Below are 19,317 nucleotides of genomic sequence, written 5' to 3' on the forward strand. Positions count from 1 at the left end.
AACCCCGGATAATTCCGGGGTTTGTCGTTTCTGCCAGCCCCGTTATCATTCGCCCCATCTTTCGGGGGATTTAACTGATGCTCAATGGCCTGTGGCTTGGCTTCTTTGTCGTGGCAATGGTGTCAGCACTGGCGCAATGGCTGGTGGGCGGAAACGCCGGGATTTTTGCGGCAATGGTGGAAAGCATTTTTGCCATGGCCAAACTGTCGGTGGAAGTCATGGTGCTGCTGTTCGGCACCTTGACCCTGTGGCTGGGCTTTCTGCGTATCGCCGAAAAAGCCGGAATCGTCGATTGGCTGGCCAAGGCCCTGGGCCCGCTGTTTCGCCGCCTGATGCCCGAAGTGCCTGCCGGCCACCCGGCCATCGGCCTGATCACCCTCAACTTCGCCGCCAACGGCCTGGGCCTGGACAACGCCGCCACCCCCATCGGCCTCAAAGCCATGAAGGCGCTGCAGGAACTCAACCCGATTCCCAACACGGCCAGCAATGCACAGATCCTGTTTCTGGTGCTCAATGCGTCGTCGCTGACGCTGCTGCCCGTGACCATCTTCATGTACCGCGCCCAGCAAGGCGCTGCCGACCCGACGCTGGTGTTCCTGCCGATTCTGCTGGCCACCAGCGCCTCGACCCTGGTGGGCCTGCTGTCGGTGGCAGTGATGCAGCGCCTGCGCTTGTGGGACCCGGTGGTGCTGGCCTACCTGATTCCGGGTGCCTTGGTGCTGGGTGGTTTCATGGCATTGCTGGCGACCCTGTCTGCCACGGCGCTGGCCGGGCTGTCTTCGATCTTGGGCAACCTCACGCTGTTTGGCTTGATCATGTTGTTCCTGGTGATCGGCGCGTTGCGCAAGGTCAAGGTGTATGAGGCCTTTGTCGAAGGCGCCAAGGAAGGCTTTGACGTTGCCAGGAACCTGTTGCCCTATTTGGTGGCGATGCTCTGTGCGGTGGGCGTGTTGCGTGCCTCCGGCGCGCTGGACTTTGGCCTGGAAGGCATTCGCCATGTAGTGGCCTGGACCGGCATGGACACGCGTTTCGTCGACGCGCTGCCGACAGCGATGGTCAAGCCATTTTCCGGCAGTGCAGCGCGGGCGATGCTGATCGAGACCATGCAGACCCAGGGTGTGGACAGTTTCCCGGCGTTGGTGGCGGCGACCATCCAGGGCAGTACCGAGACCACCTTCTATGTGTTGGCGGTGTACTTTGGTTCGGTGGGCATCCAGCGCGCACGGCATGCGGTGGGGTGTGCGTTGCTGGCGGAGTTTGCCGGGGTGGTGGCGGCCATTGGGGTGTGCTACTGGTTCTTTGGTTGACAATCAGACCGCTATCGGGGGCAAGCCCCCTCCCACATTTAGATCTGTGAACACGTTCGAAAAAGGTGGGAGGGGGCTTGCCCCCGATGAGGCCATCAGTGTTTAGCAGCACCATCGCCTTGCGCGACCACCCACTCCACCACCTGCCTGTTCAACGCATCTCCCGCCTGCCCAAACCCAGCCACCACGCCTGGCACCTGGGTATCGCTCACCGGCTGGTGCACTTCAAACCGGCGGCTGGCGATGATGCGCTGATCGCTGCCGCGCACCAGCCGAGCGTCCAGGCGAATGACCACCTCCACCGCCGTGCCACGGTACTCGCTCTGAAATGCCTGCAACTGCCCGCCCAGTTCATAGTCCGCCTGCAGATTGGTCTCGTCGGTACTCAGCAACGTCACTCGGCCATCGCGCTGGAAACCGTCCAGCAGGCGGTTGCGCAACAGCACCGGCGCCGGATCGCTCCAGCGCGAGTTCGCATAGCTGCTGATCAAGTCGCCATTGGGCACCACCGCGATGCGTGGGCTGTCGAGAAACTCGCTGGTCTGTGGCTTGGTCACGCGCAACGACCAGCTCACCGGTGCGCCTTGACTGACGGGCTGGGCGGACGCCAGGCGGTACACGTCGGATGGGTCCGGCTTGGGCAGGATCGAGCAGGCGCTCAGCAGTGCCAAGGCCACGGGGGCGATCATTCGGTAAGCACGCTTCATGGCGTGAACTCCTTGTTCTTGTCACTGCCCAGCAGGTAACCGCTGGGGTTGGCTTCCAGGCGGCGCGAGATGGCGCGCAGCGAACCGAGGGTTTCGCGCAGTTCGCGCACGGCCGGCGCCAGCTCGTTGAGGCCCTGCATGCCACTGTTCACTGAATCCTGGTTGTTGGTCAGCAAGGTGTTGATGGTGGCGGTGCTTTGCTCAAGAGACTTCATCGCCTGCTCCGCACTGCCGAACGCCTGCTTGCCCTGATCGTTGAGCAGACCATTGGCGTTGCGCATCAGCACGGTGGTCTGTTCCAACGCGCCGCCAGCCTGTTTGCTCACCTGCATCAATTGCTGCATCACCACTTTGATCTCGCCGCGCTGTTCTGCGATCGCGCCGGTGGTTTGCTGCAGATTTTCCAGAGTGGTGCTCAAGCGTTCGACGTTTTCTCGGGAGAACAGCTGGTTGGCGTTGTGCAGCAGCAGGTTGATGCTGGTCATCAGGTCGTTGCTGTTATTGAGCAGGCGCGCGATAGGCGATGGCGACGCGATGATTTCCGGCAGGTTGCCGTCCTTGCCCTTGAGTTCGGGGCTTTGCGGGGTGCCGCCGCTGAGCTGGATGATCGAGGTGCCGGTGATGCCGGTCAGTGCCAGCTTGGCCTGGGTGTCTTCCTTGATCGGTGTTTGCCCGGCCAGGCGGATGCGCGCCAGCACGCGGCGTGGGTCCTTGGGGTCCAGGCGCAGGCTGGTGACATCGCCCACCTTGATCCCGCTGTACTGCACCGAACTGCCCTGGGACAGGCCGCTGACCGCTTCGTTGAACACCACCTCGTAATCGCGAAAGGCGCTGTCGACGCTGGATTTGGCCAGCCACAGGCCGAACAGCATCGCGCCGACCACCACAATTACGCTGAACAATCCGATCATCACATGATGGGCTCGGGTTTCCATGTCATACCTCGTTGAGCGATTGAGCGGCATCCAATGCCGCGCGGCCTCGGGGGCCGTGGAAATATTCGTGAATCCAGGCGTCGTCGGTTTCCGAGACGACATCGATGGCATCGGCCACCAGCACTTTCTTTTGCGCCAGCACCGCCACGCGGTCGGTGATGGTGTACAGCGTGTCGAGGTCGTGGGTAACCAGGAACACGCTCAGGCCCAACGCATCGCGCAGGGTCAGGATCAGTTGGTCGAATTGCGCCGCGCCAATCGGGTCGAGGCCGGCGGTGGGTTCGTCGAGAAACAGGATGTCCGGGTCCAGGGCCAGCGCGCGCGCCAGGGCGGCGCGCTTGATCATGCCGCCGGACAGTGACGCCGGGTACTTGTCGGCCGCCGACAACGGCAACCCGGCCAGGGCCAGTTTGACCGCCGCCAAATGCTCGGCATCGGCGCGGCTGAGCCCGCCGTGCTCGATCAACGGCAAGGCGACGTTCTCGGTGACGGTCAGCGAGGAAAACAGCGCGCCCTTCTGGAACAGCACGCCGAAGCGGCGTTCCACCAGCGAACGTTCATGCTCGGGCAGGCTCGGCAGGTTCTTGCCGAACACCCGCACTTGCCCTTCGCTGGGGCGCCGCAAGCCGACGATGCTGCGCAGCAGCACCGACTTGCCGCTGCCGGAGCCACCGACCACCGCGAGGATTTCACCCTTGTACAAATCCAGGTCGAGGTTTTCATGCACGCTCTGGCTGCCAAAGCGGTTGCACAGCCCGCGAACCTCGATCACCGCCTCAGTGGGCGCTCGATGCAGACGACTCACCAGCCCATCTCCATGAAAAACATGGCCGCGACCGCGTCCAGCACGATCACCACGAAAATCGATTGCACCACGCTGGAGGTGGTATGCGCGCCGACTGATTCGGCACTGCCGCTGACCTTGAACCCTTCCAGGCAGCCAATCGCGGCGATCAGGAATGCGAAGATCGGCGCTTTCACCATGCCCACCAGGAAATGCTGCACGCCGATGTCCGATTGCAGCAGCGACAGGAACATCGCCGGCGAAATATCCAGGGCCACCGCACACACCACGCCGCCGCCGATAATCCCCGAGAGCATCGCCAGGAACGTCAGCATCGGCAAGGCCACCAGTAGCGCCAGCACCCGCGGCAGCACCAGCAGCTCCATCGGGTCCAGGCCCAGGGTACGGATGGCGTCGATTTCCTCGTTGGCCTTCATCGAGCCGATTTGTGCGGTAAAGGCACTGGCCGTGCGACCGGCGATCAGGATGGCGGTGAGCAACACGCCAAATTCCCGCAGGAATGAAAACGCCACCAGGTCCACGGTGAATATTGTCGCGCCGAAGCTCTTGAGCACGGTGGCGCCGAGGAAAGCCACCACGGCGCCCACCAGAAAGGTCAGCAGCGCGACGATAGGCGCTGCGTCGAGGCCGGTCTGTTCGATATGCGCGACCATCGGCGTGAGGCGCCAGCGTTTGGGCCGAAAGACGCCGCGCACGAAGGTTTCGAGGATCAGGCCAATGAAGCCCAGCAGTTTCATCCCGTCTTGCCAGACCGTGTCCACCGCGCGGCCGATGCGCGCCAACAATTGAATGCCCGCGCCTTCTTCCGGTTCCTTGAGCGGTACGCAGAAATCGTTGAGCGAACGGTAGACCGTTTTGAGCAACGCCCGGTCGGCGGCGGACAGGCTGCAATCAGTCTGCTCGGCGGACTGCTCGATACGTTCGGGCCCCAGCAGCTCCACCAGCAGCGAAGCACCGGCCGTATCCAAAGCGCCGAGGCCGTTGAGGTCGATGCGCGCGCCGGCGTCGTACTGGCCGTCGAGGGTGTTCGACAGCTTCTTCAGGTGGGCGTAATGGGCAAGCGTCCAGTCACCGGTAATCAGGAGCAACGGCGGTGTGCTGGACGTATCGAGTTGGGCCGCGCCGGCTGTCGTGCGAGAGGTCATAAGCTCCGAGCTTGTTTGGCTGTCCACAATTGCTACGTAATAGCACGATCGGGCTTACTTGGGGTTGTCCGTTTGTGCTGAGTCGGTGACGTTGAAGCGCAGCACGCCAATGACTTGCCCGTCTTCGGTCAGCACCCGCACTTGCCAGCGGCCTACCGAATCCGGCGGGAAGTTCTGCTTGTGGGTCCAGGCGCGATAGCCTTCCTTGCGGCCGCCATGGATATCCAGGGCAATGCGGTCGACTTCCTTGCCGTTGAATTTCCACACGTGATAGATCCGTTCATCCAGGCCGCGAGGGGCGTTGATGGCGGTGTAGGCGTACAGCCCGCCGCTGCGCAGTTGGGCGGCGCTGACCTGCTTGAGGTCGTCGCCCGGTGTGCGGTCCTGGAGTTGGGTGCTGATGGCCACTTCGGTCATCCACAGGGTGGCAGGCGGCACCCAGCTGCGCAGCAGCCAGCCGGCGCAGCCAATGGCTGCTGTGACTCCCAGCAACATCGCCCAGCCCTTGACGCTGCGCAGCGGCAGGCTGACGGCCAGGCTTGGGATCGACAGAGCCATGGCGACGCCCAGGGCCAGCTTGTAACTTTCGGCAGTGGTCAGGTGCAGGATGATCGGCAGAGCGGTCAGCAATGCGGCGAATAACGTCAGCGTGTGCAGGGCGAGGAACAGTGACCGCTTGGGCGCCAGCCACTTGTAGTACAGCGGGTCGATGATCGAAACCAGCGCCGCCGCACCGAGCAGGCCGGTGAACACCGATTGGCCGCTGTTCCAGGCCGTGGTGACGAAAAAGAACGGCAGCACGAAGAACAGGCTTTCCTGGTGGATCATCTGCGTGGCATAGCGCAGTAGCGGTTCCGGTATTTCGCGGTTGAAAAGCCTGGTGAAAAGCTGGGTGAAGCTGTTTTCCAGCATCAGCCACAGCCAGCTCACCAGCATGATCACGGCGATCCAGCTGGCCATGCCCTGCTGGCGGTCCACGAGGATGAAACTGCCCACCCCCGATATGAAGCCGCCGAGCGCGATCACCCCTGGGTAGCGCTTGATCAGTTCTATAACGCGCTGGATAAGGGGCGGCAAATTCGGCATGGGCGGTTCACAATAGGTGTGGGAAAAATCCTAGACAGGATAGCGTCTCAGGTCGCTGTTCGGTGCCTCATTACGCGTTGCGTTTGCGATAAAACCGCAGGGTCACCCATATCAGAGTGATCAGCCCCAGCACACCCGCGCCCAATCCGCTCAGCGCGTTATAGCTCAACAGCGGTTTTTCGATGCGCCAGTAGCCCGGCTGCGCCAGCACCTGACGCATGGCCTGGTTGGTCTGCGCCAGGCTCACGGCCTTGATGCGTTTGGCCGGGTCGCTGAAGCGGCCATCGGCATATTCGCCAGCGGCGCTCCAGTAATAATCGGCCAGCGCACTGTTACCCTGCACGGCCCAGGCCTGGCGCGCGATGGCGGCTTGCTGCAGCCGAGTGAATACCGCCGGGTCGAGGCCATCCTTGAGCAACTGTGCCTTGAGGTCTTTGAGTACCTGTTCGGCTTGCTCGAGGTTTTCCCGCTCAAGGTCAGCGTTCAGGCTCAGGAACCCGACGCCGCCAAGCACTTCGCGCTCGCTCCAGGGGCCGTAGGACAAGCCGTGCTTGAGGCGCAGTTGGCGGTACAACGCCCAGTCGAGGTAGTCCTTGAGCAGGTCGTAGGTTTCGTCATGCTGGTCGTCCAGCACCGGCTCCGGGAGGAGCCAGTGCAGCTTGGCATTGTTGCCGACCCAGCCGTGGATCAGGTCACGATGGCTGTCAGCGACGTTCTGGATTTGCGGCAATGGTCGGTGGTCGCTCGGCTCCACCGGGTCGAGTTGGCCATAGGTGCGCTCCAGGTAGGCAGGCAGCAGTTTGTCCAGGTCGCCGACGACGATCAGGGTCATGTTATTCGGCGCGTACCAGTTTTTGCGCAGTGCCTCCAACTGATCACGGGTCAGGTGGCCGACCTCGGCGCGTTCGGCGCATTTGAGGCCCAATTCGACAGCCAGCTGGTTACTGGCATTGTGGCCCAGATCCTGGCGGTCCAGCAGGCGTTGCAAGTGTGAGTAATGGCCGCCGTCCTCGCGCTCGACCACTTGCTTGGCCGCATTGATATTGGCGTCGGTCAGTTGGGTGCGGGTGATGATTGCCAGCAGCAGGTCCAGCACCTTGCGCTGGTTTTGCGCGGGCGCCTCGATCACGAACGTGGTGTCGGCGTTGCTGGTGTAGGCGTTCCACTCGCCGCCCAGGGCTTGCATGCGGTCTTCGAGCTCGCCTTCGCCACCACCGTCGATCCCGCTGAACAGCAGGTGCTCGAACAAATGCGGCAGCTCCTTTTGCTCGCAACTGAAGTCGTCCAGACCCACGCCAACCACCAGGCGGATGGCCACGTGCCCGCGCTCGGTGCCCGGTTTGAGCAGCAGTTGCAGGCCGTTGGGTAAGGTGTAGCCTTCGACTTGCAGGCGGTCAAAGGCAAAGGTGTGTGCCGAGCCCATCAGCAGGCAGGCGAGTAACAGGCGACGCATAACAAGCTTCCTGGCGAACGAGGTCCATTGCTAACTGACTTCGCTCGCTGGCTTACGTTCAGGGCGAATGGGTGATGTCGGCAATATCTTCAGCAGACAGCGCGCCGGTGTCGGACGTTTCCAACACCACGTAAGCGCTGCTGCAAAACAACGAGTTCAAGCGCTTCATGTCGGCAATCAGCTCCAGGTGCAGGGAGCTGGTTTCCAGGCTCTGTACGATTTTACGCTGCAGGCGGCTGACGTGGGCGTGGGCCAGGCGACGTTCCTGGGCGCGAAAGCGGCGTTTCTCGCGCAGTAACTGTCGGGCGCTTTCTGGATCCCCGCTGAGAAATACCGACAAGCCCAGGCGCAGGTTGGAAATCAACTGGCTGTGCAGGTCGCTGAGTTCTTCCAGGCCGACTTCGGAAAATTGCCGACGTTGCGAGGTTTTCTGCTGCTGGACTTTGCGCAGCATGCGCTCGATCAAGTCGCCCGCCAGCTTCAGGTTGATCGACAGCTCGATGATCTCTGCCCAGCGGCGATTGTCCTGTTCACTCAGGTCTTCACGGGGCATTTGCGCCAGGTAAAGTTTGATCGCGCTGTAGAGCGCCTCGACGTCATCGCTGAGGCTGCGCATTTCCTGGGTAATGGCGGTCTGTTTGCCGCGCAGCACTTCCTGCATCGAGGTGAGCATGTTGTCGATCAAGTCGCCGAGCCGCAGGGTTTCGCGGGCGGCGTTGGCCAGCGCCAGGCTTGGCGTATCCAGCGCGGCCAGGTCCAGATGGCGCGGCTTGGCTTTGCCATTGGTCTCGGGCCGCTCGGGCAGCAGCCATTCGCACAGCCGCGCCATCGGACCAATCGTCGGCAGCAGAATCAGGCAGCGGCTGACGTTGTAGAGCAGGTGAAAGGTGATGACCATGCCTTGAGTGCTGTAGTCCAGGCCGTCCATCCAGCGTACGAGTGGGTCGAGCACCGGAATGATCAACAGCAGGCCGATCAATTTGTACAACAGGCTGCCCAAGGCGACCTGCCGCCCGGCCGTGTTCTGCATGCTGGTGCTGAGAAAGGCCAATATGCCACTGCCGATGTTGGCGCCGATCACCAGGCCGATGGCCACGTGCAAACCGATCACGCCGGCACCGGCCAGTGTGGCCGTCAGCAGCACAGCGGCGAGGCTGGAGTAGGAAATCATCGCGAACAGCGCGCCGACCAGGGCGTCGAGCAAGATGTCGCCGGTCAGCGAAGCGAAGATGACTTTGACGCCCTGGGCATGAGTAATCGGCCCGGCGGCTTCGACGATCAATTGCAGTGCCAGGATGATCAGCCCGAGGCCGATCCCGACCCGGCCGAGTTGCCCTGCCCGTGTCTGTTTGCGCGACAGGAAAAAGATCACGCCGAGAAAGATCAGCAGTGGCGACAGCCAGGACAAATCAAGGGTCAGCACCCGCGCCATCAACGCGGTGCCCACGTCGGCACCGAGCATGGTGGCCAAGGCAGGGGTGAGGCTCATCAGCCCTTGGCCGACAAAGGACGTGACCAGCATCGCCGTGGCATTGCTGCTCTGCACCATGGCTGTCACCAGGATCCCGGCGACAAATGCCAGCCAGCGTTTGGACATGTTCTGCCCGATGACTTGGCGCAAGTTGGAACCGTAGACCCGCAGGATGCCGGTACGGACGATGTGCGTGCCCCAGATAAGCAGGGTCACGGCGGAAAGCAGATTGAGCAAGGTCAGCATGCTCGGCCCCCCGTGTGGGTGCGCTCCAACAGGAGCGAAGGAAAGTTACCGCGTGCCGCTCTACGTCTTGTGCTTAAGCTGTAGTTGGCGAATGGGCTCCGCGCCAGCATCGCATAGCTAAACTCGGGATTGAAACAAAACTGTCATCTGCAGGAACGAGCATGCTCGCGAAGAACGTCAATGAGAACGCGCACTGCCTGGTTTAACGCGTTGTCTTTGGGTTCTTCGCGAGCAAGCTCGCTCCTACAGGTTTATTGACCCGCAGCGTCCTAGCGCAGTTTCACCGGATCCTGCTGTTTCTTCTTTTTCGCGATGGCGGTGCGCATCTTGATGTTTATCGCTTCCACTGCCAGCGAGAACGCCATGGCGAAGTAGACATAACCTTTTGGCACGTGCACGTCGAAGGATTCGGCGATCAGCACGGTACCCACCACCAGCAGGAACGACAGCGCCAGCATCTTCAGCGACGGGTGCTTGTCGATGAACTCGCTGATCTTGCCAGCGGCCAGCATCATCACCAGTACGGCAACCACGATGGCGGCGACCATCACCGGCACGTGGGAAACCATGCCGACAGCGGTGATGACCGAGTCCAGGGAGAACACGATGTCGATGATGGCGATCTGGATGATGGTGTAGATGAACTTGCCACCGCCGCCTTTAGGCTCGTCATGGCTTTCTTCTTCACCTTCCAGGGCGTGGTACATCTCCTGGGAGCTTTTCCACAGCAGGAACAGGCCACCGAAGAACAGGATCAGATCGCGCCCGGAGATGCCCTGGCCGAAGACCACGAACAGGTCGGCGGTCAGTTGCATGACCCAGGTGATCGACAGCAGCAGCAGGATACGCGTGACCATCGCCAGGGCGAGGCCGAAGATCCGGGTGCGCGCCTGCATATGCTTGGGCATGCGGCTGACCAGGATCGAAATCATGATGATGTTATCGATGCCCAGGACGATCTCGAGGGCCGTCAGGGTGAAGAAGGCAATCCAGATCTCCGGATTGGTCAGCCATTCCATGTGTATTCCTTTGAGCAAGTGTTAGACCGCGCAAGCTGTAGCGCCGCGCGGTGAGTGAGTCGGTACGATTATAGAGTGCTGAACAGCGGAAAAATCCCCATCAGCAACGCGGCGAACATTATGCACAGGCATACCAGCACTGCCCACTTGAGGGTGAAGCGCTGATGATCGCCGAACTCGATACCCGCCAGGGCAACCAGCAAGTAGGTCGAGGGTACCAGTGGGCTGAGCAGATGCACCGGCTGACCGACGATCGACGCCCGCGCCATTTCCACCGCGGTGATGCCGTAGTGGCTGGCCGCTTCGGCCAGTACCGGCAGTACGCCATAGTAGAACGCATCGTTGGACATGAAGAAGGTAAACGGCATGCTCACCAGCGCCGTGATCACCGCCAGGTACGGGCCCAGGGCTTCAGGGATGACCGCCAGCAGGCTCTTGGACATGGCGTCGACCATGCCAGTACCCGACAGGATGCCGGTGAAGATGCCGGCGGCGAAGATCAGCCCGACGACCGCCAGTACGCTGCCGGCGTGAGCCGCGACGCGGTCTTTCTGTTGTTGCAGGCACGGGTAGTTGACGATCATCGCGATACTGAACGCCACCATGAACAGCACCGGCAGCGGCAGCAGGCCGGCGATCAGCGTGCACATCAGGGCCAGCGTGAGCGCGCCGTTGAACCAGATCAGCTTCGGACGGCGGGCGTCGGGGAATTGCGACACGCTGATTTCGCTGTGATCGATCTCGTCGCCTTGCAGGTGCAGTTCGCCCAGGCGTGCACGCTCGCGCTTGCCGTACATATAGGCAATTGCCAGGATCACCACCACGCCGGCAGCCATCGCCGGGATCATGGGGACGAAAATGTCCGATGGGTCGACATGCAGCGCACTGGCGGCGCGGGCGGTCGGGCCACCCCACGGCGTCATGTTCATCACGCCACCGGCAAGAATGATCAAGCCGGCCATGATTCGCGGGCTCATGCCGATGCGCTGGTACAGCGGCAGCATGGCGGCGACGCAGATCATGTAAGTGGTGGCGCCGTCACCGTCCAGGGACACCACCAACGCCAGCACGGCGGTGCCGACCGAGACTTTCAGCGGGTCGCCCTTGACCATCTTGAGGATCTTGCGCACGGCCGGGTCGAACAGGCCGGAGTCGATCATCAGGGCAAAATAGAGGATGGCGAACATCAGCATCACGCCGGTCGGCGCGAGCTTGGTGATGCCTTCGAGCATCATCGGGCCGATCTTCGGCGCGAAGCCGCCGAACAGCGCGAACAGGATGGGTACGATGATCAAGGCGATCAGCGCGGACAGGCGCTTGGTCATGATCAGGAACATGAACGTGATGACCATGGCAAAGCCAAGGAAAGTCAGCATAGGAATACTCCAGGCGTAGCGCGGCTAGGGAATGGCGGACCGGGTGGGGTCAGCGCAGAACGAAAGGCACGAGGCGTACGGGTGGAGTTGGGGCAAACAGGCGGGTACGGGCGGACATCGGGGATCACCATTGTTGTTGTTAACAGTCGGTCTATTGCCGACAGTGGAGGTGATCCTAGACGGGTAAGCTTTCAGCCAGCTTTCGCTGAGCAAACAGATGACACTCGGTCGTGAGGCTGATGCAAATACACATGTGGGAGCAACTGACCCTACGATCGTTCCCACGCTCCCGCGCGAGAACGATCAAAAATGTGGGAGGTGGCTTGCCCCCGATGGCGGTCTGTCAGTTAAAGAATTGCTGACAGTTACACCGCTATCGGGGGCAAGCCCCCTCCCACAATTTGGGTTATGCGTACCGCTGAATTTTAGGGCAGTTCGAGGCCGCCTGCCGCCTTGTGCAGCGCCCGCAGGTGTTCACCCATTTGCTTGAGGTTGGCTTCGCAGGCGGCAATTTCGGCGGCGCGGGAAGGATCGAGCAGCGCCCTCACCTCTTTATCCAGGTCGCCGGTCAGCGACTGCAGTTGTTTCTGGCGTTCGGCACTTTCCGATTCCAGCCGCTTGGCTTCCGACGGTTGCGGCAGGCCATAGCCGCCACTGTCGAGCAGCTCCGCCGGGCGGCTGAGGAAGCCGCTGTTGGCGAGAATTTGCTGCAAGGTGTTGTTGGCCTTTTCCATGCCGCCGTTTTCCAGCTCGCGCGCATTGAGGTAACGCTGTTTGACTTCGTCCTGGGCAAGCATCAACTGTTTGCGATAGCTGGCTTGTTCCAGCAGCAGCAAGGCGGCGCTGGTGCGCAAGTCAGCCTGGCTGAACCATTGGCGGCGTTCCTGTGCATCCAGCGACAACCAGTCTTCGACCTGGGTCTGCTTGATCGGCAGACGCTTGCGCAGTACATCGAACATCGCCTGGTAGCGCTCGCGGAACGAGTCGAAGTGATAACCCAGTCGTAACGCCTCGCGCTTGTCATTGAGTACGCTGGTGTCGGCCAGCCCACGTGCGCTGAGCACTTCCAGCAAGCCGTTGGGGGTGATGTTGTCCAGGCCGGTCAGTTGCGGGTTGGCGCTGCCGCTGCGCAACAGCTTCAAGCTTTCTACCGCGCAATTGTTGGAGATAAAGAAGTAATTGCCGTCGTAGCTCCAGTGCATCTCGGCAGCATGTTCGACCGTGTCGTTGATTTCCTGGCGGTTGAGCTTCAGCGGTACCGACGCCAGGCCACGCAGTTCGGTCTTGGTATATTCGTCGATGACTTGGGCCAGCGGCAATACGAACAGCCGTGACGGGTATTTGCCCACCAGGCCATCCCAGCTTGACAGCTGTACGTCACCGACGAAGGCGCGGTAGGACAAGACCAGGTGTTGATCCAGGTCCAGCCGGCAGTCCGGCCCGCGAGGACGGCCGGGCGCGCAGATCACCAGGCGCAGCATGCTATGGCCCCAGCGACTCACCAGGTTCTGATTGGCTTCGGCGAGCAGGTAGTCGATTTCGTACACGCGTTCCGGGTCGATCTGGCCCAGCGGCGTCTTGGCGAAGTCGTTGCCAGCATTCAAGAAAGCGTAGGTCTTGCTGCAGGTATCCTGCCCGGGCGGCGCCCAGCCGAAGTGTTCCTTGTAATAGCGCGCCAGCGCGGGACGGCGGCAGGCGTAGCTGGGGTCAAGGAGGAAGTACTCCATGTTGACCGCGACGAATTCCAGCGGGCTGGTGGTTTCGTAGATGTCCGGGCTGCGAACCACCTGGTTGTTGTGCTGTTCGCGTTCGCCGCGACGGCCGACGTATTGCGGCCAGCCGGCGAGGTCCAGCAGGCGTGGATCGTCACTCAACGTGAAACGACGGTCATTCTGGCCGCGACACTGGTCGGGCAAGCCAATCAAACCGGTGATGTTGTTCTGGCGGCTGCAGCGCTGGATCAGCGCGCGCTCGTCCTTGGACCACAGGCGCGCACGGTCATAGATGTGGGTCAGTTCATGCAGCACGGTGGCGAGCATTTCCCGGTGCACGGTGCCGTGGGGGCGATTGGTTTTCTGGGTGGCGGCGCTGCCGTCGGTCAGGCTGGCGAGCAGGTTTCGGTTGAGGTCCAGTTCGGACACCAGCGATGCCTGGCCATAAGCGTTCTCAGGCATCTTGTCGGTCCAGCCGACGTCGATACGGCGGTCCAGTTGCTCGATGAAACGCGGCGGCAAGGCCCCCAGCGCTTCATCGAGCAACGCCTGGCTGGCCTGCTGTTCGGCCGGGCTCAAACCATCGGTCTTGAGCCGCAGTTGCAGGCTGGCCTGGGCTGCGTCGGCGCACAGCAGCACTGCCCCGGCCAGGAGCCAGCCCTTGATTCGCCTCACAGAGCGAGAATAGCTTCGGCGAGCGTCTGGTCGCTGGCATCACGGGCTTCCGGCACACGGGTGCGCAGGGTGTCGAAGGCCGCTTCGAGCTGCGCACCGCGGATTTCGCCGTTGGTGGCGACGAAACTGGCGGCATCATCGTGGGCTTCGCGCACGATCTTAGAGTCGCGGATCGAGGTGGTCGTGTCCGAGGTGAAATCAATGGTGCGCGCAGATGCACGAACGATGATGTTGCTGGTGGCCTTCAGGGTTTGCGCCTGGGCGACATCAGCCAGAAACAGCAGGCCGAGGGCGGCGACGATCAACGGGCTACGCATGGGGTGACTCCAATACAAGAGGGACATACAAAGATGATTATTGGACGAGAATTGCTTGCGCCAGTTCAAGGTCGCCTGCATGAAGTTTTGGCTGGGTGCGGCGCAGATAATCCAGTGCGGACTCCAAGCGTGCGCCCCGCCATTGGCCGTCAGTGGCAATGAAAGCGGCAGCGTCATCCTTGGCAAGCCGTACCAACTTGTTGTCGAACGGCGCAGAGGTCACCTTGCTGGTGGCATACGCGCTGACAACGGTGCTCTGAATGGAGACGTCAAAGGCCGAAGCCAACGGTGCCCAGCAGGCGCAGAACATGACAGGAACAATCAACAAACGGTTTGAAAAAGCCATGGGACTCGACAATTGAAAACGAGCGCCAAGGCTAGCGCAATGACCGGGCGAGAGCCAGTGCAGTGACTGGCTCCGCCTGCTTGTGACTGGCGTTAGATCGCCAGGATCGCCTGGGCCAATTGAGCGTCGGTGGCGGTGTTCAACTGCGGCGCTTGTTGGCGGATCTGTGCCAGGGCGCTTTCCAGTTTCACACCACGGATGGCGCCTTCGCTGGCAACGAAGCTGGCGGCGTCATCACGTGCGGCTCGTACCACTTTGTTGTCGCGCAGAGAGGACGTGGCATCGGAAGTGGCATCGGAGGTGGCTTTCAGCGCGCCAACGATCGAATCGGTGGTCACGATCAGGCTGCTCGCGTTGGCGTTGGCAGCAACAGCCAACAGGACGGCAGTGCACAGCAGGTGAAGACGGGACATGGCATAACTCCTGTAGATGACGAATAAGGTGGCACAGAACGGCCACAATGAAACGGACGTTGGGCAACTGGGCATCTGACGCCCGATCTACAAGGTTCGCCACGTGGTGACTGGATATTAGGCCACCGCTTGTCCATACGGAAGTCTGTCGTTGAACTGTTATGGTGGTATTCAGGAATATTTAAACTGTATCAGTCGGAAAGAAAAGGCCGCTCCAATCTCCTTTCTCCAGAAACAGCAAAGCCCGCCTCCGGTTACCCGGGGCGGGCTTTGCTTTGACAAATCAGAGTGCTGGCAGTGGACCCGACGGTTCAGGGCCAGCGAGCGCCAATCAGCGCCAGAACGGCTTGCTCAGCTCTTCGTAGCGTTGAGCTTCGCTGATACCGGCGTCAGCCAGCAGACGCGAATCCAGGCGAGCCAATTGGTGGCGGCTGGAGATGCGGCGCTGCCACAACATCAGGTTGGCGAGAACGCGCAGAGGCAGGGAAGCCTGGGTGTTAACAGCTTTTTCTTCGAAGAACAGTTCGGAACTGAGTGTACGTTCCATGATGACATCCTTCCGCTTGTGGCGGGATTAGGTAGTGGTTTAACTGATGCCAATGATCCTCCTCGCACGCAAGACTCTCTAGATACAGTTCACCTGTATTGTGAGGGGCCAGTTAACTGTTTATAGAGGCTGTACGGTACGGAATTGGTGCAACTGTACCTGTCTGCACTTAAATAGTGCGAAATGCGGGATTTAGAGGTGATCAGTAGGATATTTCGGTAGGAAATGACCGGTACAGCAGTACAGTTTTTGATAAAGATGCAGGTGAGACAACCGGACTGATAAAACTGTATTTGCCTCAGCCCGGTTGTGTATCGGTCAAGCCTTCAGCATGTGGCCGGTTTCTTCCAGGTTAATGTGCCAGCTCAGTGCGTCGCGCAGGATGTGCGGGGTATGCCCGCCGATCGCACAGGCGGCGTCGAAGTAACTGTTGAGCGCGTCGCGATACGCCGGGTGCACACAGTTGTCGATGATCACTCGGGCGCGCTCTCTGGGTGCCAGGCCACGCAGGTCGGCCAGGCCCACTTCGGTCACCAGGATGTCTACGTCATGCTCGGTGTGGTCCACGTGACTCACCATCGGCACCACGCTGGAAATGGCGCCGCCTTTGGCAATCGACTTGGTCACAAAGATCGCCAGGTGCGCATTGCGCGCAAAGTCTCCGGAACCGCCGATACCGTTCATCATTCGCGTGCCGCAGACATGGGTGGAGTTGACGTTGCCGTAGATATCGAACTCCAGCGCGGTGTTGATACCAATAATGCCCAGGCGACGTACCACTTCAGGGTGGTTGGAAATTTCCTGCGGGCGCAGCACCAGTTTGTCCTTGTAGTGCTCAAGGTTGCCGAACACATCGGCGTTGCGCCGTTCCGAGAGGGTAATCGAGCTGCCGGAGGCGAAGCTCAGCTTGCCGGCGTCGATCAAGTCGAACGTCGAGTCCTGCAGCACTTCCGAATACATGGTCAAGTCTTCGAACGGCGAGTCGATCAAGCCGCACATCACCGCGTTAGCGATATTGCCAATGCCGGCTTGCAGCGGGCCGAGCTTGTTGGTCATGCGCCCGGCGTCTACTTCCTGTTTCAAAAAGTTGATCAGGTGGTTGGCGATGCCTTGGGTATCGGCGTCGGGTGGCGTCACGGTGGACGCGGAATCCGCCTGGTTGGTGATCACAATGGCGACGATCTTTTCGGGCGGGATCGGAATCGCCGGGCTGCCGATGCGGTCGTCGACCTTCACCAGCGGAATCGGTGTGCGTGTCGGCCGGTAGGTGGGGATATAAATGTCGTGCAGCCCTTCCAGATTCGGGTTGTGCGCGAGGTTGATCTCGATGATCACTTGCTTGGCGAAAATGGCGAAGCTGGCCGAGTTGCCCACCGAGGTGGTTGGCACGATATGCCCCAGCTCGGTGATCGCGACGGCTTCGATCACCGCAATGTCCGGTAACTTGAGCTGGTTGTTGCGCAGTTGCTCGACGGTTTCCGATAGGTGCTGGTCGATAAACATCACCTCGCCCGCATTGATCGCCTTGCGCAGCGTGCTGTCCACCTGGAAAGGCATGCGACGCGAGAGCACGCCGGCTTCGGTCAACTGTTTGTCCAGGTCGTTGCCCAGGCTGGCGCCGGTCATCAGGGTGATTTTCAGCGGAGAAGTCTTGGCGCGTTCGGCCAGGGCGTGGGGGACAGCCTTGGCTTCACCGGCACGGGTGAAGCCGCTCATGCCGACGGTCATGCCGTCCTCGATCAGTGCAGCGGCGTCTGCCGCGCTCATGACCTTGTTCAACAACGAAGGCAAGCGGATACGATCACGGTACATGAATGTTTATCTCAGGCTACGGAAGCAAGGTGGGCAGTGTAGTGATTTCAAAAAGTTTCGGCCCGCTACCATGGTCGAATGCCGAGCAGCGATTTAGAGCCTTTGGTCGGGTTTCACGTGGTAAAAAAAAAACCCAGCCTACGGGAGGCCAGGGTTTCGGGTACTGCGCTGGCGCAATGTTATTCGACGGCCTTGACCATGTCTTCGATGACCTTCTTGGCATCGCCGAAGACCATCATGGTCTTGTCCAGGTAGAACAACTCGTTATCCAGGCCCGCGTAGCCGCTGGCCATCGAGCGCTTGTTGACGATGATGGTCTTGGCCTTGAACGCCTCGAGGATCGGCATGCCGGCGATCGGTGAGTTCGGATCGTTCTTGGCGGCCGGGTTGACCACATCGTTGGCGCCCAGCACCAGTACCACGTCGGCCTGGCCGAACTCGGAGTTGATGTCTTCCATCTCGAAGACCTGGTCGTACGGCACTTCTGCCTCGGCCAGCAGTACGTTCATGTGCCCAGGCATACGGCCCGCCACCGGGTGAATCGCGTATTTCACCGTTACGCCGTGGTGAGTCAGCTTCTCTGTCAGTTCCTTGAGCGCGTGTTGCGCGCGGGCCACGGCAAGGCCGTAGCCCGGCACGATGATCACGGTGTCGGCGTTGGTCAGCAGGAAGGTGGCGTCGTCGGCCGAGCCGGACTTCACCGGGCGTGCTTCCTTGGAGCCTGTCGCTGCGCCGGCATCCGGCGCATTGCCGAAACCGCCGAGCAGTACATTAAAGAAGGAACGGTTCATCGCCTTGCACATGATGTACGAGAGGATCGCGCCGCTGGAGCCTACCAGGGAGCCTGCGATGATCAGCATCGAGTTGTTCAGCGAGAACCCAATCCCCGCCGCCGCCCAGCCGGAGTAGCTGTTGAGCATCGACACCACCACCGGCATGTCGGCGCCGCCGATCGGGATGATGATCAGCACGCCCAGCACGAAGGCAAGGGCCAGCATCACAGCGAATGCAGTGAGGTTGCCGGTGAACATGAATGTCAGGCCCAGGCCCAGCGTCAGCAATCCCAGCACCAGATTGAGCTTGTGCTGGCCACCGAACTGTACCGGCGCGCCCTGGAACAGGCGGAACTTGTACTTGCCCGAGAGCTTGCCGAAGGCGATCACGGAGCCGGAGAAGGTGATTGCACCAATCGCCGCGCCCAGGAACAGTTCCAGGCGGTTACCCGCAGGAATCGAGTCGCCCAGGTGTTTGACGATGCCCAGCGATTGCGGCTCGACGACAGCAGCAATGGCGATAAACACCGCTGCCAGGCCAATCATGCTGTGCATGAAGGCGACCAGCTCCGGCATCTTGGTCATTTCCACGCGCTTGGCCATGATCGAGCCAGCAGTGCCGCCGATCAGCAGGCCGACGATCACGTAGCCGATACCGGCGGTTGCCAGCTCAGCGCCGAGCTTATAGATGAGGCCAACGGTGGTGAGCACCGCCAGCGCCATGCCAAGCATGCCGAACAGGTTGCCGCGCCGCGAAGTGGTCGGGTGCGAGAGGCCCTTGAGGGCTTGGATGAAACAGATCGACGCGATCAGGTAAAGCGTCGTGACGAGATTCATGCTCATTACTTTGGCGCCTCTTCTTTTACTTTCGGGGCTTTTTTCTTGAACATCTCAAGCATGCGCCGTGTGACGAGAAAACCACCAAATACGTTGACTGCCGCCAGCGCCACAGCCAGGGTGCCCATCGTTTTGCCCAATGGCGTCACCGTGAGGGCAGCGGCGAGCATCGCGCCGACGATCACGATTGCGGAAATGGCGTTGGTCACTGCCATCAACGGCGTGTGCAGCGCGGGCGTCACGTTCCAGACCACGTGGTAACCGACATAAATCGCCAGCACAAAGATGATCAGGTTGTAGATACCGGGGGAGATAAGCTCTTCCATCGTCTGAAT

The 19,317-nt window shown here is 60.9% G+C and carries 18 protein-coding genes; 1 reads left to right on the plus strand and 17 read right to left on the minus strand.

Annotation, left to right across the window (positions count from 1 at the left end):
• Positions 1-77: 77 nt before the first annotated feature.
• Positions 78-1,307: a spore maturation protein gene (locus SC318_RS00620; RefSeq protein ID WP_320429234.1), complete on the plus strand. Its 1,230-nt coding sequence runs from the start codon at positions 78-80 to the stop codon at positions 1,305-1,307.
• 95 nt (positions 1,308-1,402) lie between these two features.
• Here the strand turns inward: SC318_RS00620 and lptE are convergent, their stop codons facing one another.
• The 17 genes from lptE to SC318_RS00705 all read right to left on the minus strand — a co-directional run bounded on the left by lptE (position 1,403) and on the right by SC318_RS00705 (position 19,308).
• Entirely contained in the window at positions 1,403-2,014 is a 612-nt protein-coding gene (lptE, locus tag SC318_RS00625; protein ID WP_320429235.1) for an ABC-type transport auxiliary lipoprotein family protein, read from the minus strand.
• On the minus strand, positions 2,011-2,949 hold the full coding sequence (locus SC318_RS00630) for an MlaD family protein (RefSeq protein WP_320429236.1): 939 nt from the start codon (positions 2,947-2,949) through the stop codon (positions 2,011-2,013). The genes lptE and SC318_RS00630 overlap by 4 nt, the downstream gene beginning before the upstream one ends.
• Before the next feature lies 1 nt (position 2,950).
• The gene (locus SC318_RS00635; protein WP_413817585.1) at positions 2,951-3,754 is read right to left on the minus strand and encodes an ABC transporter ATP-binding protein; all 804 of its coding nucleotides are present in this window, start codon (positions 3,752-3,754) and stop codon (positions 2,951-2,953) included.
• A complete protein-coding gene (locus SC318_RS00640) occupies positions 3,751-4,899 on the minus strand; it encodes an MlaE family ABC transporter permease (RefSeq protein WP_320429237.1) in 1,149 nt (382 codons plus the stop codon). The genes SC318_RS00635 and SC318_RS00640 overlap by 4 nt, the downstream gene beginning before the upstream one ends.
• 54 nt (positions 4,900-4,953) lie before the next feature.
• Positions 4,954-5,985 carry a DUF5924 family protein gene (locus SC318_RS00645; protein ID WP_306491063.1) on the minus strand — a complete coding sequence of 344 codons (1,032 nt, stop codon included), beginning with the start codon at positions 5,983-5,985 and terminating at the stop codon, positions 4,954-4,956.
• A gap of 70 nt (positions 5,986-6,055) precedes the next feature.
• Entirely contained in the window at positions 6,056-7,438 is a 1,383-nt protein-coding gene (locus SC318_RS00650; RefSeq protein WP_320429238.1) for a M16 family metallopeptidase, read from the minus strand.
• 58 nt (positions 7,439-7,496) lie between these two features.
• A complete protein-coding gene (locus tag SC318_RS00655) occupies positions 7,497-9,155 on the minus strand; it encodes a Na/Pi cotransporter family protein (RefSeq protein ID WP_306491065.1) in 1,659 nt (552 codons plus the stop codon).
• A gap of 269 nt (positions 9,156-9,424) precedes the next feature.
• Positions 9,425-10,174: a TerC family protein gene (locus SC318_RS00660; protein ID WP_320429240.1), complete on the minus strand. Its 750-nt coding sequence runs from the start codon at positions 10,172-10,174 to the stop codon at positions 9,425-9,427.
• Positions 10,175-10,242: 68 nt separating this feature from the next.
• Positions 10,243-11,550, minus strand: coding sequence for a CitMHS family transporter (locus tag SC318_RS00665; protein ID WP_320429241.1), 1,308 nt, complete (start codon positions 11,548-11,550; stop codon positions 10,243-10,245).
• Positions 11,551-11,975: 425 nt separating this feature from the next.
• Complete coding sequence (locus SC318_RS00670; protein ID WP_320429242.1) at positions 11,976-13,937, minus strand: DUF7844 domain-containing protein; 1,962 nt, start codon at positions 13,935-13,937, stop codon at positions 11,976-11,978.
• Positions 13,934-14,254 (minus strand): DUF2388 domain-containing protein, encoded by a 321-nt coding sequence (locus tag SC318_RS00675; protein WP_057701772.1) that lies wholly within the window; start codon positions 14,252-14,254, stop codon positions 13,934-13,936. The genes SC318_RS00670 and SC318_RS00675 overlap by 4 nt, the downstream gene beginning before the upstream one ends.
• 37 nt (positions 14,255-14,291) lie before the next feature.
• The gene (locus SC318_RS00680; RefSeq protein WP_320429243.1) at positions 14,292-14,600 is read right to left on the minus strand and encodes a DUF2388 domain-containing protein; all 309 of its coding nucleotides are present in this window, start codon (positions 14,598-14,600) and stop codon (positions 14,292-14,294) included.
• Between the two features lie 92 nt (positions 14,601-14,692).
• Entirely contained in the window at positions 14,693-15,013 is a 321-nt protein-coding gene (locus SC318_RS00685; protein ID WP_320429244.1) for a DUF2388 domain-containing protein, read from the minus strand.
• Between the two features lie 331 nt (positions 15,014-15,344).
• Positions 15,345-15,560 (minus strand): DUF1127 domain-containing protein, encoded by a 216-nt coding sequence (locus SC318_RS00690; protein ID WP_003187413.1) that lies wholly within the window; start codon positions 15,558-15,560, stop codon positions 15,345-15,347.
• Positions 15,561-15,878: 318 nt separating this feature from the next.
• Positions 15,879-17,372, minus strand: a complete 1,494-nt coding sequence (locus tag SC318_RS00695; RefSeq protein ID WP_320429246.1) for a succinyl-CoA:acetate CoA-transferase ScpC — start codon at positions 17,370-17,372, stop codon at positions 15,879-15,881.
• Positions 17,373-17,551: 179 nt separating this feature from the next.
• Positions 17,552-18,988 (minus strand): NAD(P)(+) transhydrogenase (Re/Si-specific) subunit beta, encoded by a 1,437-nt coding sequence (locus tag SC318_RS00700; RefSeq protein ID WP_320429247.1) that lies wholly within the window; start codon positions 18,986-18,988, stop codon positions 17,552-17,554.
• Positions 18,988-19,308 carry an NAD(P) transhydrogenase subunit alpha part 2 gene (locus tag SC318_RS00705; RefSeq protein ID WP_003187417.1) on the minus strand — a complete coding sequence of 107 codons (321 nt, stop codon included), beginning with the start codon at positions 19,306-19,308 and terminating at the stop codon, positions 18,988-18,990. Before SC318_RS00705 ends, SC318_RS00700 begins: the two co-directional genes overlap by 1 nt.
• Between the last annotated feature and the right edge of the window lie 9 nt (positions 19,309-19,317).

It is taken from the genome of Pseudomonas sp. MUP55 (genome assembly GCF_034043515.1).
Lineage (GTDB): Bacteria > Pseudomonadota > Gammaproteobacteria > Pseudomonadales > Pseudomonadaceae > Aquipseudomonas.

Bases quoted from the DNA above. Each gene is read 5' to 3' on its own strand.
- SC318_RS00690 (WP_003187413.1), bottom strand. From the start codon at position 15,560: ATGGAACGTACACTCAGTTCCGAACTGTTCTTCGAAGAAAAAGCTGTT.
- SC318_RS00655 (WP_306491065.1), bottom strand. From the start codon at position 9,155: ATGCTGACCTTGCTCAATCTGCTTTCCGCCGTGACCCTGCTTATCTGG.
- SC318_RS00700 (WP_320429247.1), bottom strand. From the start codon at position 18,988: ATGAGCATGAATCTCGTCACGACGCTTTACCTGATCGCGTCGATCTGT.
- SC318_RS00705 (WP_003187417.1), bottom strand. From the start codon at position 19,308: ATGGAAGAGCTTATCTCCCCCGGTATCTACAACCTGATCATCTTTGTG.
- SC318_RS00675 (WP_057701772.1), bottom strand. From the start codon at position 14,254: ATGCGTAGCCCGTTGATCGTCGCCGCCCTCGGCCTGCTGTTTCTGGCT.
- SC318_RS00695 (WP_320429246.1), bottom strand. From the start codon at position 17,372: ATGTACCGTGATCGTATCCGCTTGCCTTCGTTGTTGAACAAGGTCATG.
- SC318_RS00660 (WP_320429240.1), bottom strand. From the start codon at position 10,174: ATGGAATGGCTGACCAATCCGGAGATCTGGATTGCCTTCTTCACCCTG.
- SC318_RS00620 (WP_320429234.1), top strand. From the start codon at position 78: ATGCTCAATGGCCTGTGGCTTGGCTTCTTTGTCGTGGCAATGGTGTCA.
- lptE (WP_320429235.1), bottom strand. From the start codon at position 2,014: ATGAAGCGTGCTTACCGAATGATCGCCCCCGTGGCCTTGGCACTGCTG.
- SC318_RS00665 (WP_320429241.1), bottom strand. From the start codon at position 11,550: ATGCTGACTTTCCTTGGCTTTGCCATGGTCATCACGTTCATGTTCCTG.
- SC318_RS00640 (WP_320429237.1), bottom strand. From the start codon at position 4,899: ATGACCTCTCGCACGACAGCCGGCGCGGCCCAACTCGATACGTCCAGC.
- SC318_RS00685 (WP_320429244.1), bottom strand. From the start codon at position 15,013: ATGTCCCGTCTTCACCTGCTGTGCACTGCCGTCCTGTTGGCTGTTGCT.
- SC318_RS00650 (WP_320429238.1), bottom strand. From the start codon at position 7,438: ATGCGTCGCCTGTTACTCGCCTGCCTGCTGATGGGCTCGGCACACACC.
- SC318_RS00630 (WP_320429236.1), bottom strand. From the start codon at position 2,949: ATGGAAACCCGAGCCCATCATGTGATGATCGGATTGTTCAGCGTAATT.
- SC318_RS00645 (WP_306491063.1), bottom strand. From the start codon at position 5,985: ATGCCGAATTTGCCGCCCCTTATCCAGCGCGTTATAGAACTGATCAAG.
- SC318_RS00680 (WP_320429243.1), bottom strand. From the start codon at position 14,600: ATGGCTTTTTCAAACCGTTTGTTGATTGTTCCTGTCATGTTCTGCGCC.